Source organism: Streptomyces sp. NRRL S-646 (assembly GCF_000720765.1).
Lineage (GTDB): Bacteria > Actinomycetota > Actinomycetes > Streptomycetales > Streptomycetaceae > Streptomyces.
In genome coordinates, this window is the sequence record NZ_JODC01000038.1 from 19,134 (window position 1) to 34,171 (window position 15,038).

11 protein-coding genes and 4 pseudogenes are annotated in these 15,038 nt (G+C 67.9%); 4 read left to right on the top strand and 11 right to left on the bottom strand.

Going from position 1 to position 15,038, the window contains the following annotated elements; translation table 11 throughout:
• Positions 1-72: 72 nt before the first annotated feature.
• The 6 genes and pseudogenes from IH68_RS0147115 to IH68_RS0147135 form a co-directional block, all read right to left on the bottom strand.
• Positions 73-951 (bottom strand): phosphotransferase family protein, encoded by an 879-nt coding sequence (locus IH68_RS0147115; RefSeq protein ID WP_051834103.1) that lies wholly within the window; start codon positions 949-951, stop codon positions 73-75.
• A gap of 74 nt (positions 952-1,025) precedes the next feature.
• Positions 1,026-1,790 carry a hypothetical protein gene (locus IH68_RS0147120; RefSeq protein WP_159403870.1) on the bottom strand — a complete coding sequence of 255 codons (765 nt, stop codon included), beginning with the start codon at positions 1,788-1,790 and terminating at the stop codon, positions 1,026-1,028.
• A gap of 753 nt (positions 1,791-2,543) precedes the next feature.
• Positions 2,544-2,707: pseudogene (locus IH68_RS58865) on the bottom strand (diadenosine tetraphosphate hydrolase); the annotation flags it as partial.
• Positions 2,708-2,722: 15 nt separating this feature from the next.
• Positions 2,723-5,125, bottom strand: a complete 2,403-nt coding sequence (locus IH68_RS0147125; RefSeq protein ID WP_078912940.1) for an ATP-binding protein — start codon at positions 5,123-5,125, stop codon at positions 2,723-2,725.
• A gap of 94 nt (positions 5,126-5,219) precedes the next feature.
• Positions 5,220-5,516: a hypothetical protein gene (locus IH68_RS0147130; protein ID WP_030949553.1), complete on the bottom strand. Its 297-nt coding sequence runs from the start codon at positions 5,514-5,516 to the stop codon at positions 5,220-5,222.
• Positions 5,517-5,589: 73 nt separating this feature from the next.
• Positions 5,590-6,057, bottom strand: a pseudogene (locus IH68_RS0147135) (IS5 family transposase); the annotation flags it as partial.
• A 911-nt stretch (positions 6,058-6,968) separates the two neighbouring features.
• Here IH68_RS0147135 and IH68_RS56860 point away from each other — a divergent pair.
• Positions 6,969-7,481 (top strand): hypothetical protein, encoded by a 513-nt coding sequence (locus tag IH68_RS56860; protein ID WP_030949558.1) that lies wholly within the window; start codon positions 6,969-6,971, stop codon positions 7,479-7,481.
• Positions 7,482-8,261: 780 nt separating this feature from the next.
• Here IH68_RS56860 and IH68_RS59345 read toward each other — a convergent pair.
• From IH68_RS59345 to IH68_RS56005, 3 genes and pseudogenes are all read right to left on the bottom strand, one after another.
• On the bottom strand, positions 8,262-8,393 hold the full coding sequence (locus IH68_RS59345) for a hypothetical protein (protein WP_267883796.1): 132 nt from the start codon (positions 8,391-8,393) through the stop codon (positions 8,262-8,264).
• A 23-nt stretch (positions 8,394-8,416) separates the two neighbouring features.
• Complete coding sequence (locus IH68_RS0147150; protein WP_159403872.1) at positions 8,417-8,707, bottom strand: hypothetical protein; 291 nt, start codon at positions 8,705-8,707, stop codon at positions 8,417-8,419.
• Positions 8,708-8,923: 216 nt separating this feature from the next.
• Positions 8,924-9,723 (bottom strand): annotated as a pseudogene (locus tag IH68_RS56005) (IS5 family transposase).
• Positions 9,724-9,773: 50 nt separating this feature from the next.
• Between IH68_RS56005 and IH68_RS51075 the strand changes: the two are divergent.
• Positions 9,774-10,181, top strand: a pseudogene (locus IH68_RS51075) (transposase); the annotation flags it as partial.
• A 60-nt stretch (positions 10,182-10,241) separates the two neighbouring features.
• On the opposite strand, the gene IH68_RS0147175 reads toward IH68_RS51075, so the two are convergent.
• Positions 10,242-10,694 (bottom strand): ribonuclease domain-containing protein, encoded by a 453-nt coding sequence (locus IH68_RS0147175; protein ID WP_030949566.1) that lies wholly within the window; start codon positions 10,692-10,694, stop codon positions 10,242-10,244.
• A 332-nt stretch (positions 10,695-11,026) separates the two neighbouring features.
• Positions 11,027-11,524, bottom strand: coding sequence for a helix-turn-helix domain-containing protein (locus IH68_RS0147180; RefSeq protein WP_159403873.1), 498 nt, complete (start codon positions 11,522-11,524; stop codon positions 11,027-11,029).
• Positions 11,525-12,000: 476 nt separating this feature from the next.
• Between IH68_RS0147180 and IH68_RS0147185 the strand changes: the two genes are divergently transcribed.
• Positions 12,001-13,464 carry a hypothetical protein gene (locus IH68_RS0147185; protein WP_159403874.1) on the top strand — a complete coding sequence of 488 codons (1,464 nt, stop codon included), beginning with the start codon at positions 12,001-12,003 and terminating at the stop codon, positions 13,462-13,464.
• Complete coding sequence (locus IH68_RS0147190) at positions 13,464-15,038, top strand: hypothetical protein (protein WP_030949574.1); 1,575 nt, start codon at positions 13,464-13,466, stop codon at positions 15,036-15,038. Before IH68_RS0147185 ends, IH68_RS0147190 begins: the two co-directional genes overlap by 1 nt.

Below are 15,038 nucleotides of genomic sequence, written 5' to 3' on the forward strand. Positions count from 1 at the left end.
CCGAAGGCCCGGCGGCACATCATCTGCACCTGCTCAGCAGAGACCGACTGCTGGAAAGCACCCTGCGGCCGCTCAAGCTGCTGGAATTCCACGGCATCCCCTCACACGTCGTCCGGATACAGCACGCCCCCTCGTGATTCGCCGGGTCCTACCGCAGGTCGCTGGTCGCCGAGGCCGCAGTCTGCACCGCTGGACCGTCCCACCGCAGGCGACAGCCAGGTCTCGACACGCTGACTTGACAGGGAAGCCCCAGCAGGTGCGGTCGAAGTCGTACGCGCCGGTGATCACGGGCTCCGGAGCTTGGTGATCAAGCTGTGTGTTGGGGAGCCACAGGTCCCCAACAAGCATTCGGGGCTCGGTGATCTCGTCGAGGACGTCCTGGTGGTGGTGTGCCGCCGTGATGACCTTGCGTACATCGGATGTGTCGAGGCCGACGCCCTCCAGGTCCGTGGTGATCGCCTCCAAGGAAGCCACGACCGCCTCGCTCCAACTGCCGTATGCGGGCCCGGTGATGGGGCCGAAGGCAGGACCTCGGACGTCGTGGACGCGCCGTGCGATCTCGCCGAGCTGCCGGTAGTACACCGGCCACACCGATCGCGGGTATGTACGCAGGTGTTCGGTCGCCGGGATGCCGTCGAGGAACGATTGCACCATGTGGTCACGGCCGAGGATCTCGTGGGTGAAGTCGGCCGCGAGGACGCGCGGCAGGAGCGGCCCGAGTGCCGCGAGGTAGGGCAGGCTGGCGTACTCGTTGCGCATCAAGGCCCGTTCCGAGGTGAACTGGCGTTCCGGCTCTGGAGCGATCCGAAGAATCACCCCGCGCTCCTGGCCCACGACGGTGACCCGGTACGTCGTGTTGTACATCCCGGTGCCGAGTTCGGTCGCCGAAGTGACCTTGGTGTTCGTCCCGAAAGCGCGGCGGCAGATCGTCTCGATCTCTTCCGGGGTCACGGATTGCTGGAACGCTCCGCGTGCCCGCGTGACAGGGCGGAAGTCCATCAGCGTCGCCCTTCGGAACGTCCGGCCTACGCGAGCGGGGCGTTGGCGCCGGTGAGGTCTTCGACCACGCCCGGGTCGAGCTCCGCGGCGCGATCCCGCAGGCGCATCTGCTGCGCGGGGGTCAGGCCGAGCTCGTCGTCGAAGGCGAGGCGTTCGAGGGCGGCGGCGACGTAGCTGGGCGCGGCTGCTGCCAGGGCCTGGCGCACGGCCTCGCCGACGACGTCTGCCGCGGGCAGGCCGGCGGAGTAGTGCGCGGCGATGCTGTATGTCTCGGCTGCTCGCGTGTTGATCCGCGCCAGAGCGGCCTGCCCGCTGGCGTCACCCTGGTCGGCACGCAGGACGAGGTCCAGTTGGTCGCGGCCGTTTGCGGCAGCGGTCACCGGCCGGAGACCAGACGCAGTCGGCCGCTCGGGGGCAGCCTCCTGCACCACCTCGGCGGCCGAAGTGTCCCTGGGCTTGCGTCGCACCTTCTCCTTGAAACGGCGCGCTCCGTCCTTGAGGTACGGGGTGGCAACCGCCACGGCGGCGACCGTCACGGTTCGAGCGACCTCCACCGCAATGTCGGTGGCGCAGCTGACGAGGATGTTCCTTAGGCCGTCCCTGTAGCCCTCGTCGTACCGGTCGTCGGCGTCGAAGAGTTCGGCCTGGGCAACGAGCGAGTTGTCCCGGTCGTCGCGGGCGGTACCCCGCATACCGCCGGAGGAGGCACGGGAACGGTCGAGGTGGGTGCCGGCGGGGAACTCGACCAGCATGAACTTTCGATTCGGCTGCGGCCGTTGATAGTTGGACATGACGGAACTGTAGGGGGCCGCACCGACAGCGCGGCCGTTTTCAGGGATTGCCATCAGTCGTCGCTGAGGAGGGTCGTTCATCTCGTCCTCGCTCCGCTCAAGTGCCTCGTCCGTGGCTCCTATCGTGCCGACTCTCCCGCGTCCGGCGGCAAGGAACGTGCCTGATGTGCCTGCACAGGCTATGGGCATGTGGCCAGCAGTTGCACTTGCCAGATGCAGATAAGGCCGGGTCAGCGTGGGTAGTGCTCGTGTACCACCAAGAGACGAAGAATGTGCTGCGCCCGAACGCGCACCGCGTTCGGGCGCAGCACCATACCCATGCCCGCGGAGGCTGAGCCGCAAGGTCGGGCTCCGTCCCTCAGTCCCCCGCCTACCACGCAACGACTCTGAGCCGATCAACCCCAGATGTCCGAGTTCAACGGAGCGTAGTCAGCACCAAGTCAGCACGGGAGAGGTGAGGACGGGTGATGACGTGGGCTTTTAGTCAGCACCAAACCAGCACGGGAGTCAGCACCGCACCGTCAAATCACCCCGAACTACGCATCCCGAACGGCACTCGTTTCGACCACCTTTGAGTGTGCTGCAGGGCCCGGAAGTAGGCGCCCTCCGCGTACTCGGCATCAGGCTTGAGGGAGCGTCAGATAGGCGGCAGCATCGCCAGAGCATGCCCCTGCGCAGGCGAGAGAATCGAACGCCACCTCACCCTGTGGCGGCTCTCCGCGATCGCTGACAGAACCCGTTTAGCAACGTCAGAGCCAGCCGCTGCACGGTTGCGTCATCCTCCAAGAGCACTGAATGGCCCGCAGGAACTGAACGTCTCCGATCACCGCGAAACCCGCTTCGAGACGCCTGGGCACGGTGGGGTTCTCACCGCGCAGTGCAATTCCGATCCGGTCCATCCGCCAGTCATCACTTATGGCAGGGATGCGGGCTCAGGGGGCCAGCCGCGCGCGCAGGACGTCGGCGTCGGGGTGGCCCAGGTCGTCGAGGATGGGCAGCGCTCGCCGCCAGCAGCGGTGCGCGGCCGGGATGTCGCCCGCGTCCCGGTAGGTGTTGCCGAGGCGGATGAGCGTGTCGGCCTGGGGATGGCGACTGCCCAACTTCTCGTACAGGTCCAGCGCGTTGTCGTAGCAGGCGACGGCCCGCTGGTGCTCGCCGAGGTGTTGGTGGGCGACGCCGAGGCTGTCCCAGGTGTCCGCTTCGCCGTGCCGGCTGCCGACCGCGCGGTGCAGTTCGAGCGCCTGGGCGCAGGAGCGCAGTGCCTCGTCGTGCTGGCCGAGCTGGGTCTGCATCCAGCCGATCGCGTTCAGCGCTTCCGCCTGGCCCGCCCGGTGTCCGGCCGCGTGGAACAACGCGTAGGCGGCCTTGCCGTGCTCCAACGCCTCCGGGTGGTCGCCCTGCGCGTAGGCGACGATGCCGAGGTTGTTGTAGCTGCGGGCCTGGCCGACCAGGTCGCCGAGCGGCTCGTCCAGTTCGAGCGCGCGGAGGAGGCTGGCCCGCGCGTCCGGATAGTGGCCGAGCCGGATGTAGGCCCGGCCCAGTTCACGCAGCGACCATGCCTGCCCGTGCAGTTCACCGGCCCGTTCAGCCGCGGCGATCGCGACGAATTGGGTGTCGACCAGCTGTTTCCAGTGCCCGGCGCGGATGCAGAAACTGGCCACGCTCCAGGCGAGTTGCCAGGCGTGGGTGTTGAAGCCGGCGTCGGCGGCGCGGCCGATGGCGGCCGGGAACACCGCGCGCTCGGCCGTGAACCACTGCCATGCCTGCTCGTCGTCGACGAGTTCGTCGACGACAGTCCCGGGCTGGGGTTCGCCCAGCGACAGCCGGTCGTTGGGCGGGTTGAGCAGCAGCGCCGCGGCGTGCGCGGTGTGCAGGTAGTGGTCGACCATGCGGTGCATGGCGGCGTGGCGCGTCTGCTCGGACTCTTCCTGGTGCGCCTGGCCGGCCGAGTACGCCCGCAGCAGGTCGTGGTAGGCGAATCGGCTGGCGCTGGGTTCGATGAGCAACTTGGCCCTGGTCAGCTCGGACAGCGCCGCGCGGGCCTGATCGCGGCCGGTTCCGACGAGGCTGGCGGCCGCGGACACCGAGACGACCGGCCCCGGGTGCAGGCTCAGCAGCCGGAACATCCGGGCCGCCTCGGCGCTCAGCGTCCGGTAGGAACAGGAGAACACCGCGCTGAGGTCAACGCTGGTGTCGCCGATGTCCAAGGCGTGCAGCCGATCGCGCACGTCCCGCAGCTGCTGGGCCAGCTCGGTCAGTGACACGGCTGGGGTGAGGGTGGCTCGCGCGGCGACGATGCTCAGCGCCAGCGGCAGGTGCACGCACAACTCGATCAAGTTGTCGACGGCCTGCGGTTCCGCGGCGAGCCGTTCCGGGCCCAGCCGGTTCGCCAGCAGGTCATGGGCCTCGGTGGTGGTCATCAGGTCCAGGGGGATGGCGCGTGCCCCCTCGCTGACGATCAGCCCGCCGAGGTGGTCACGGCTGGTGACCACGGTCAGACACCGGGCCGTTCCCGGCAGCAGCGGCCGGACCTGACTGGTGTCGCGGGCGTTGTCCAGCACCACGAGGATCCGCCTGTCGGCCAGCTTGGATCGGTACAGCGCCGCCTGCTCGGCCAGACCGGCCGGTATCCGCTGAGCCGGCACCCCCAGCGCGCCCAAGAGGCCCCGGATCGCCTCGGCCGGCTCGACCGGTTGGCTGCCGGGGTCGAAACCCCGCAGGTTGACGTAGAGCTGCCCGTCGGGAAACCGGTCCGCGACCTGGTGCGACCAGTGGACCGCGAGTGCGGTCTTGCCCACGCCCGCCGTGCCGTTGATCGTCGAGATCACCACGGTGTCTTCCCGTTCCAGCAAGCTGGTGAGCTCCTTGAGCTGGGATGCCCGACCGGTGAAGCCCGCCACCGCGCACGGCAGCTGCCGCGGCACCGCGGCACTCGGTCGGGGCGGTGCCAGGGACGACATCGTGGTGTCGATCCGCGCCGCCGCGAGCAGCTGCTCGCGGCGGCGCGGATCGAGTGCGAGGGCGTCGGCGAGCAGGTTCACCGAGGAGAGCCGCGGCTGTCGCCGCCCTGCCTCCAACACGCTGATCGAGTGCACCGACACCCCGGACCGGACTGCTAGTTCGTCTTGCGTCCAGCCGACCGAAAGCCGCCAATCGCGCAGAAGCTCCCCAAAGGCACTACCGCCCATTCCCTCCCCCTGGAAACGGTCAGCTACTGAACCCGCACGGGCCTGTCGGACCATACCTGGTCGAATGACCTTTCGGTTCAACTTTGCCGTGCCTGTAGGGAGCAGGACGGTCGTCGGCCACCCACCCACTGAGCACTGCACGTTCATGCTCCGACAACACGAGCTCGGCCCACCGCGGCACTGGGCGCCCCAGGCATATCAAGCGACGCATCGGCGACTCAGGTCACTACTGGGCCGTGTTTTAGGTAGCACGGGTGGCCAGCCATTTGGTGAGGTCGCCCGCGATCTTGTCGATGATGGTTTCTACGGTGACGTCGTGCTCACGGCGGCTGGTGTCACGCCGGACGATCTCGTAGCCGCCCGTCTCCAGGACGGCGACGGACGCGAACCAGACGGGATCGTCCTCGTCGGGCTGGATAACGACGAAGGTGTTGTCTGTGCCATTCAGGTCGCTGACCAGCTCGAACAGGGCGTCTTCGGACGGGTCGTCGACGTGGTCGCCGTTCTCGCTGTCCGCGCAGTAGTAATCAGCGGCCACCGGACCTCCCCATGCGTGTGCTGCTCGAAGTGCCCGCGGCCAGCATGGCACGGCCGCCCAGCCGCCCGACGGCTCACAACCACTGGTGGATCGCCGCGATGTGAACCGTCGCCTCGTAGCGAACCGTGAGCTTGTCGAATCGGGTGGCCACTGCCCGGTGCTGCTTGAGACGGCTGATCCGGCACTCGACCGCATGGCGCTCGCGATAGTCGATCTTGTCGAACTTCGGCGGTCGGCCCCCTTGCGAACCACCCTTGGTGCGGTTGCGGACTTGATCGGTCTTCTCCGGGATCGTGCACCCGATACCGCGTCTGCGCAGGTAGGCGCGGTTCGCGCGGGAGCGGTAGGCCTTGTCCGCCCGGACCTTGTCCGGGCGGGATCGCGGCCGGCCAGGACCGATCCGAGGCACACGAATGGCCTCCAGGACCGGCTCGAACTGCGGGCTGTCGTGCCGGTGCCCCGCGGTGATGAGCAGCGACAACGGTCTCTGACCCTGCTCACAGGCCAGGTGGATCTTCGTCGTGAACCCGCCCCGTGACCGTTCGTCGGCTGTGAGGACGGCACACTGCACGGGTGGGATCTGGCCACAGGCAGGCGGTTCGGCAAGACCGTTCCCCCCCAAAGCCCTGATGGGCAAAGAGGCGTCCTTCGGATCGGGCGCAGCGGAGGTGAGGGGCGGGTGCCGACGGACAGGTCATGGTCTGATGGCGGACGCACGCGCTCGGGCCGGGCTTTGAGCTGTCCTGCGACTCTGCTGCTCAATTCACAAACCGAGCACATCCCCCTTTCCTGTGCGGCGAAGTCGACGTTGCGAACTGAGATGAACCGGACACTGATCGCCGGTTGCGCGACACAGCCAGGGCAGTCCCGGAATTGAGCAGCAGAGTCTCCTGCGTGCGAGCCCACAACCCATAGAGGAGTTCGCGACGAGCCGGTCCGGCATGCCGTTGGGACCGGCGCGGAGCAGACACTCCAGTTCAGACTTCGGCCGACCGTAGGTCCGTTGATGAAAAGAGCCAGACTCAGGCGCTGGACCGCTCGCACCCGGTACTGCCGATGATGCCCGGTATGCCCGAGCGCCTTGGAATCGCACCGAGCCGCTTTCCAGGACGGGGGAACATGCCCCTCCAGCGGGAGCTGTACCGGCCCGGTCCGAACGACAGACGAACGTCAAGCTGCCGTCATGGAGGTCCCGTCCCGGGCCGCCGAGGATGTGGTGCAACGGCCGAGCCGAGACCAGGGACCATTCCGGGCCCCGTCGTCTCCTGCCGGCAGAAAGGACAGCCTCCTATTGCCGTCAGCGCCGGGACAAAGGACCCGCCTGTGTCTCCGGGCTCGCTGTGCACTGCGGCAGCAGAACCCCTTCCTCACGTGCAACCAGACACCTCACGCAATGCCTCGCCAGCCCTGCACGCTGGCACCACCAATCAACCAACCTGTCAAGGAGACCCCTTGAAGACGCTCGGCCATCTCGCCCGCTTCGCCACCATCGGCGCTCTCGTGCTCGGCGGCATCGCCGTCGGCACCTCCTCCGCCTCCGCCGCGACGAGCAACTGGGGCTGCCGCGGCGACCAGCTCGACCGCAACGGCAACCCGCTCGGCTACGTCGATGTCGGCGGCGGCGTCTCCCTGGACTCGTGCATCGAGCCCGCCACCGACGGCAGCAAGGGCTTCTACGGCATCATCCGCGTCCAGGAGGCCCCCGGCAGCATGGGCGTGTTCCCGTGCGCGCAGTTGTACAAGAGCGATGGGTTCGGCCACTGGAACCAGGTGGCGGATCTGCATTGCACCAAGGACGGGTGGCTGTCCGGCGGCCCTAACGGCCTGACGACCAACATCGTCTCGCAGACGGTCGGTGGCCTGAACGGTGCCTACATGGTGAAGGTCGGCTTCTGGGGTACCCCAGGCGGAGCCCCGTACGGCTACTACGGCGACATCGAGTCGCCGGTCGCGTCGGTCTGGTAGACGCACGCCATTTGCTGCGGCAAGGTCACGCTCAAGGCAGCGCAGAACGCCGTTCTGATGGAGCTATGTTTCCCCACTCGCCGATCGCGGGCAGGTCGCTCTCCGTTCCAGCGACTGCCGCACGACAGGACAGCGACACAAGGTCTGAAAGCCTCTCTCGACCGACGCTCTCTTGTCAGGTTCAACGGCTTTGCGGCGATGGTTACTGCGCAGGTGGCGCGGCTCCAGCCGGCCGTGGTTGACCGCCTCGTATCGCTGGCGACGTCACCGGCCCGTCCGCGTACAGCACCGCGACGGTGAGCTCGAAGAGCGCGTCCGCCCCGCGGGCCGTTCAGGAACGAGACTGTTCACCAGCGGCCGTTCCTTCACGCGACGTTGCTCGACACCTCGAAGCGTGAAGAACGGCCGCCCTGCTGTCCCGAGCACGAACCAAGATCAGCCGCACACACCCAGCTCCGCCTCGCGCTCCCGCTGGCAGTCGACCGGCGCAAGCCCTGGGAGAAACCACCCGTCAGTCGTCGACGCCGAGGACGCGCACTCTGGCCTGCGGTAACTCCGGCAGCTCTTGGAGGAGTTCTTCGTGTTGTCGACTGCGGCCACGCCCACGTTCTCACGCACTTCCTCGACCGTCGTGAGCAGCTCTGTGTCCGCGTCGCCGTCCCAATGGGAGGCCGGGACGGCGGTCTCCTACATCCGGATGCGGACCCACACCTTCTCGGTGTTCCGCGCGGTGATCTTCTCGATGCCGACGATCCGCAGCATCATGCTCCTGCACGTTGCTCACCGGTGCCCCTCCTGCTCGATGATCGCGGCCAGCGTCAGCTCGGCCCACTGCTTGTTGACGTTCTCCACCCCGAGCCTGGAGTTCGGGTAGCCCTCACCCGGGTTCGGCACGTTCTCTCGGATCGTCATACTGCCGATGCGGGAACCGTCGCTCAGCTTGAACCGGCCGTCGAACTCGGCGTACTCGCCTCGGTCGAGTCGCAGTTGCAGACGTTCGTGATGCTGTCGGCGAAGACGTTGTTGCCCTTGAGGCTCTCTCCGAAGTACTTCACGGCCGGGAAGCGACGGACTTCGCCGAACACGTCCGGCGACACGTTGTGCTCGTCGGCGTACTTCTCCAGCAGGACCACGTCCGTCTTGCGCTCCGCGGTCTCGTCCTGCCTCAGGCGGCCGCGCGGTTCCCGGTAGTACCAGGCCACTTCAACCGTTCGAACCGGGCTCACTTCTCCGCTTCCTTCCAGGAGATACACAGGATCTTGCCGGTGCTCATGCCGGTGCACGTGATGACCTGAACAGTCTCTCCGTTCGTACGTTCGACGTCGAAGGCACCGCGAAGGCAGCCGTCGTACATGTCCTCGACGCAGGATCCGCGTCGTGGTCGATGACGCTGACGACGAGGAAGCCGGACGTGGACGGATCTCCCCAGTTAATACGTCATCTCATTTGGTGAGTCTGCGGTAGCAGATGAGGGTGCAGGCGATGCTGGTGAAGGCTAGGAAGTGCTCGGCTTTGCGCTCGTAGCGGCGGTGCAGTCGGCGGCATCCGGCAAGCCAGGACATCGTGCGTTCCATGGTCCAGCGGTGGCGGCCCAGGCGGGTCGAGGACTCGATGCCCTTGCGGGCTATGCGGTGCCGGAAGCCGCGCCCGCGTAACCATCGGCGCAGGTGGTCGTAGTCGTAGCCTTTGTCGGCGTGGAGCTATCCCGGTCTGCGCCGCCGCCGTCCGCGTCGGGAGCGCATCGGTGGTATGCCCTTCACCAGCGGGATCAGCGCCTGGCTGTCGTGCAGGTTCGCCCCCGAGATTCCGGCGGACAGGGGCAGACCGGTCCGCTCGGTGATCAGGTGCATCTTCGAGCCGTACTTGCCCCGGTCGACAGGATTCGGGCCCGTCAGGTCCCCCTTTTCAGGGCCCGCATGTTGACCGAGTCGATCGCGCAGCGGGACCAGTCCAGCTCGCCGCGGGCGCCGAGCTCGTCGAGGACCAGGCGGTGCAGCTTGGCCCACACCCTGGCCTTCGACCACTCAGCGAAACGCCGGTGGGCTGTCGCTCCCGAAGGACCGAACGATGCGGACGGCAACTGCTGCCACGTGCAGCCCGACGTGGCCACGAACACGATTGCAGCCAGCACCTCGCGGTCACCGTGCCGGCGTCGGCCGCCGCCCTGAGGCCGGGACGGAGCCTCCGGGACCACCCGCTGGAACAGCTCCCACAACTCATCCGGCACCAGCCGCTCCACGATCGAAACCACGACCGGCAGCCTACTCGCCCAAATGAGATGACGTCTAAAACACAGGCCCGAGCCCCGTGGACCGGGGCAAGCCGGCTTCCAAGATGCGCGTCCTGTCGGACGCGAACGGACTGCCCCTTGTCGTCGGCGCCTCGGCCGCCAACGTCCACGACAGCGACGGGCTGAAGCCCATGGTCGAGGGCCACCAAACGCAACATGACCCCTACCGCGGACGGTACTTCAAGCCGCAGCGGCTGCACGCCGACAAGGCCTACGACGTTCCCCACCTGCGGAGATGGCTGTGGAGCAAGCACATCGGCGTGCGCATTGCCCGCAAAGGAGTCGAGTCCAGTGAACGATTAGGGCGTCGGAGATGGGTGATCGAGCGGACGATGTCGTGGCTGTCCGGCTACCGCAGACTGAGCCCCCGCTACGAGCGCAATCCCCGCAACTACCTGGGTTTTCTCTGACTCGCGGCAGCCATGTGCTGCTACAAGCGACTCGTCCGCCTCACCACGTAGGACACGGTCTTAGAAGTGGCCCAGGTACTCGAACGACTGATAGTGGTCAAACGTGGCGACGACGTTGCCGGTGAGGGGGTTGCGCACGATCCGCCGCGCGTTGCGCGAACTCCTCGCCGCGCCGTAGTAGTCGATGTCGTACTCGACGTAGGGAGCCGTCCGGCCGTTCCCGCTGGAGAAGGCCCGGGACGTCGAGACGCCGCGGAGGTTCTGCTCGGCATAGCTGACGAGCCCGTTCCAGTCGTTGTATGTGCCGCCGTAGTAGACGAACTCGGTGCGGCGTGTGGCGGACTCCCAGTATCCGAACCACTGGTTGCCGGTGGTCTGCCCGGGCCACCCGCGGCCGGCCCACTGGTCGAGGTGGTAGTAGCTCCTGCCGCCGGACCAATCCGTCTGGTGCCAATCGATCTGGTGGTTGGCCCAGAAGTTCGCTGCATCAAGCGCGGCATTCCAGTCCGCCACGCTGATGCCCGCGGGGGGGGGTTGTTGCAGGTCTGGGTGCAGGAGCCCGACGGCAGCTGGGCGAAGGCGGTGCCGGTGTCGGCTATCACGCCGCCCATCAGGGCGAGCACCACGCTCGCGACGGTCAGGACCCGGCGGCGGCCCCGGAGCCGAGGCTTGGTTGTGCGGCGCTCCGCCTCAGGCGCGGAGGCCGGGGCAAGGGAGGAGGACACTCGTGCTCCTTGGCTCGTTTCGGCCTTTCCCCGAGGCGGTCTGCTGCCTCGGGGAAAGGCGCCGTCCTGGCGCCGCGGCACGAGCCTCTGCCGGGGGCAGCCCCCAGGTCGTGAGTAGTTCTACGCAACGGCTACCCGATGTGCGGCCCACCAGGCCGCGATCCGGGCGCGGGAGGAGAAGCCGAGCTTGGCCCGAATGCGGTCGACGTGGTTGTCGACGGTACGGGGAGAGAGCACCAGTTCGGCGGCGATCCTGCGGTTGGTCATGCCTTGGGCGATCAGCGCGGCCACCTGTTCCTCCCGCACGGTCAAGGGGCTCGCAGCAGCCGGTGGGGCAGCCGACCCGGCGCCAGCGCTGGTGCCGAGGGCGTAGGCGATGGCCTGGTCCAGGCCGTCGACCGCGTAGCCTGCCGTCAGTGCCTGCTCGAAGCCGGCCGGGCCCAGTGCCTGCCGAACCCGGGTCTCGCAGCGGGCGTGGTAGTCCTTGTTCCGCGGATCAAGGTCACCCGCAGCGACGGTACCCGTGTCGTCTCGCAGCGCCTGGGCCACGCCCACGAGCCGGCCCGTGTGTTGGTGATCGCCGGCGGAGGCGGTGGTCCACGCGAGTAGCTCGACCATCTTCGCCACGCTGACGGTGTCGCTGAAGCCCCGCAGCCTCTCCAGTGCGGCCAGGGTCCGGTCGGTGTGCCGCGCTGACGGCGGGGCGCGCCGCCGTGCCGGGAGCGGATCGAGCCACCGCAGGTGTGTCCCTCACCGACGGGCCGGGGCATTAGAGCAGAGACGCCTCTTTGCCGCGAAGCTATTCCACGGATTAACTCGAAAGAGTGATACCGTCCTTGCCTGCACGCGGAGCGCCCCTCCCCCGCCGAACCGTTTCTCTCCGGATTCCTGAAGAGCGAATGGCCATCAACCCAATGGCCGGAATTGACAGTTGACACTGGACTTTGCCAGATTCAATCTGGTCGAAGGTCACCCCGGGAGTATTCTGCAGACGCCCTGGCCAGGCCCTTCTTGATCCGCAATGTCGCAGCCTCGGGGGGCTTTATGTCCATGACCGTTCGCCCCGCGTTCGTCTTCGGTTCCGCATTAGCCGCATGATGCCGGAATCCATCAGCGCGCTCGCCGCCGAGAACAGGCGGCTCGAAGATCTTATGGATTCGGGAGCACGGGAGAGGCTTCTCGCCTTTTCCGGTGTCTTCCACACGGCCGTCGGCCTGAAGGAAATCGGCGGACGGGCCACCGACATCTTGTGCTTCAAAACCTATGTGCACACCAAGAAGTCCGTCGACGAACTCCCGCCCGACCAGGTCGTGCCGCCGACGGTCGACGGTGTGCCGACCGATGTCACCGAGGTACCCACCGAGTTCCGCTTCGCCGCGGACGACTCCGCGCACCGCCCGCTGGTCGGTGGCATCCAAATCACCAACGGCATCAAGGTACTTGACCCGGGAACCCTCAAAGTGAGGTCGAGCCGGGGAACGCTGGGCTGCTTCGCCACGCGTACCAGCGACGGCAAACCGGTGCTGCTCACCAACTGGCATGTCGCGACGGCGAACGGCGGACGGATCGGGGACAGCCTCTTCCAACCGCTTCCCGAACCCGAAGAGGACCGGATCGAGGACGACTTTCCCAAGCGCCCGAAGAGCTCGAAGAACGCCGTCGCCACGATCGTGGACGTCAAGGTGACCGAGAAGGTCGACGGCGCCATCGCCCGGGTCAACACCTGCTATTCGAGCTGCTGCAACTGTGGCGTCGGCTTCCGCAACACGGTGCGCGACCTGAACGTCGGTGGCGGCGACGCCATCGCGGGGATCGCTCCCGCCCCGGTCGTCGCCGGGCAGGACGTGTTCAAGGTCGGCCGGGCCACCGACCGCAGGGCCGGGAAGGTGGTCACCGCGAACTACCCGTCCGTGTCGATCCCGCGGGACGGAACGACGTACACCTTCACCGGGCAGATCCAGATCCAGCTGCAGGCGGGCGAGACCGCGCCCTTCGCCACGCACGGCGACTCGGGATCGGTGATCGTCGACGGTTCCCGGCGGGTCGTGGGGCTGTTCTTCGCCTCATCGGCCGACGACAGCTTCGGCCTGGCCAACCACATCGCCGACGTGGTCGCCGCACTCGGCATCACCATCAAGGGAGGCGAGCGCTCGGTCCTCGCCTCGGACGAACCGGACGACCTGGTCCAGGAGTTGGCCGTACGGTTCCGGGCGACCAGCGGGGGCCGGCGACTGTCCGAGCTGCTCGACGCCCATCGCGGCGAGGTGGTCCACCTCGTCAACCACGAACGCCGGGTGACCATCGCCTGGCACCGCGTCCAGGGTCCGGCCTGGTACGCCGCTCTCGCCCGCGGCGCCCGGCACGGCGACTATCAACTCCCCGCGGATATCGGCGGGGTGACGCGCGCGGCCGCGTACAGCCGGATGCTCGCGGTCCTCACGCAGTTCGGGAGCGAGGAGCTGCGCGCCGATCTCGCCCGGTGGCACGAGCCGCTGCGCGTGGCGTTCACCGGCGCCCGTACCACGGGCGAGCTGCTCGAACTGGCCGGAGGTGCCTGATGCCGCGCGACCTGGACGAACTACGCGCCACCAACGACCGGTTGCTGCGGATCCTGGACGCCGGGGCCCGCGAGCGGCTGATGGCGCTCCCCGACACCGTGCATGTCTCCGTCGGGATCCGCGAGGTCGGCGACGGCATCACCGACGAGTTCGTCTTCAAGGTGTACGTGGCCAAGAAGTTGCCCGCCGAACAGCTGACGCCACAGCGGCTCGTGCCCGGCGTGGTCGACGGGGTGCGGACCGACGTGTGCGAAGTGCTCGGGGGCGTCACGTGCGTCGATGTCGCACCCGTCGTCGAGGCGCTGGCCGCCGCCGTCGACCGGCCGCTCATCGGCGGCACCGCGATCTGCAACGGCTTCCTCGGCAAGGACGAGCAGCACCCGAACAACGCCAACCCCGTGCTGTCCAAGGGGACCTTGGGCATGATCGTCGGACGGCTCGGTGACCGCAAGCCGTGCATCCTGACCAACGCGCACGTCGTCGCGGCCTACGGCCTCGGCACACCGGGCACGGTGGTGTACCAGCCGGAGCCTGTCGACGCGCACTACCCGGGCGGCCCACTGCCCTGGAAGCCGACGAGCGCGGGCAACGACGTGGCAACCGTCGCCGAGGCACTCCTGACCGTCAAGATCGACGCCGCCATCGCCCAGGTCATCCCACCGTCCTCGTGCTGCTCCTCCAGTGGGGCCAAGTACTCCCTGTTGATCAAGGAGCTCAATGTCGACAAGACCGCGGGAGGCATCACCGGGTCCATGCCGCCCGTGGCGGATCTGGAGGTCGTCAAGGTCGGTATCAAGACCGGCCGGGTGGAGGGCACGATCGTCGATGCCGACGCCCCGTTCGCCATCAAACTGCCGGGCACCGGCGAGCGGTGGGACTTCATCGGACAGCTCAAGATCCGTGGGCACGTGGATGTCAAGCCGAACGAAGACCCGAAGCTCGCGGCCCCGAGGCTCTTCGCCGACCACGGCGACTCCGGTTCGGTGGTCGTGGACATGAAGACACGCAGGGTCGTCGGCCTGCTCCACGCCCGGGAGGAGCCCAACCCGCCGCTGCCTCCCGACACGCCGGTGCCGCCCACCCTGCTCGGGGTCGCGTCCAACATCACCGATGTCATCGACACGTTGGGCATCTATTTCGCCGACAGCAGTGACGCCCCGGGCGTGACCGGAGGCTTCTCCGACGCCTCGGCCGATGCGTTCGTCGACGCGCCCGAGCTCCAGCCGTGGCTGACCGTCCCGGCCCTGGAGCCCCTCACCCGCCACGCCCGGGAGATTGTGCACCTGGTCCGGCGCGACCGCCGGGCCCTGGTGGCCTGGCACCGAGCGCAGGGTCCTGCTTGGGCGGCCGCGTTCGCCCGCAGCGCCCGGGTTCCCGAGTACCGGCTGCCCGCCGCGATCCAGGGCGTCGGGCGCGCGGAAGCGCTCAGCTCCCTGCGCACGGCCCTCGTCGAGCGGGGCAGCCCGGAGCTCGCCGCCGCCTTTGCCGACGCCCCACCCGCCCTGTTCACCGCACTCGCCACCTGCGACAGCGTCGGCCAACTCGGCGCGTTGCTCGACCAGCAGCCGACCTAG

What these genes read in the sequence shown, in the direction of transcription:
- IH68_RS0147190 (WP_030949574.1), top strand. Translation starts at nt 13,464, where the DNA reads ATGCCGCGCGACCTGGACGAACTACGCGCCACCAACGACCGGTTGCTG.
- IH68_RS0147185 (WP_159403874.1), top strand. Translation starts at nt 12,001, where the DNA reads ATGATGCCGGAATCCATCAGCGCGCTCGCCGCCGAGAACAGGCGGCTC.
- IH68_RS59345 (WP_267883796.1), bottom strand. Translation starts at nt 8,393, where the DNA reads ATGACGATCCGAGAGAACGTGCCGAACCCGGGTGAGGGCTACCCGAAC.
- IH68_RS0147120 (WP_159403870.1), bottom strand. Translation starts at nt 1,790, where the DNA reads ATGTCCAACTATCAACGGCCGCAGCCGAATCGAAAGTTCATGCTGGTC.
- IH68_RS0147125 (WP_078912940.1), bottom strand. Translation starts at nt 5,125, where the DNA reads ATGAACGTGCAGTGCTCAGTGGGTGGGTGGCCGACGACCGTCCTGCTC.
- IH68_RS0147180 (WP_159403873.1), bottom strand. Translation starts at nt 11,524, where the DNA reads ATGGTCGAGCTACTCGCGTGGACCACCGCCTCCGCCGGCGATCACCAA.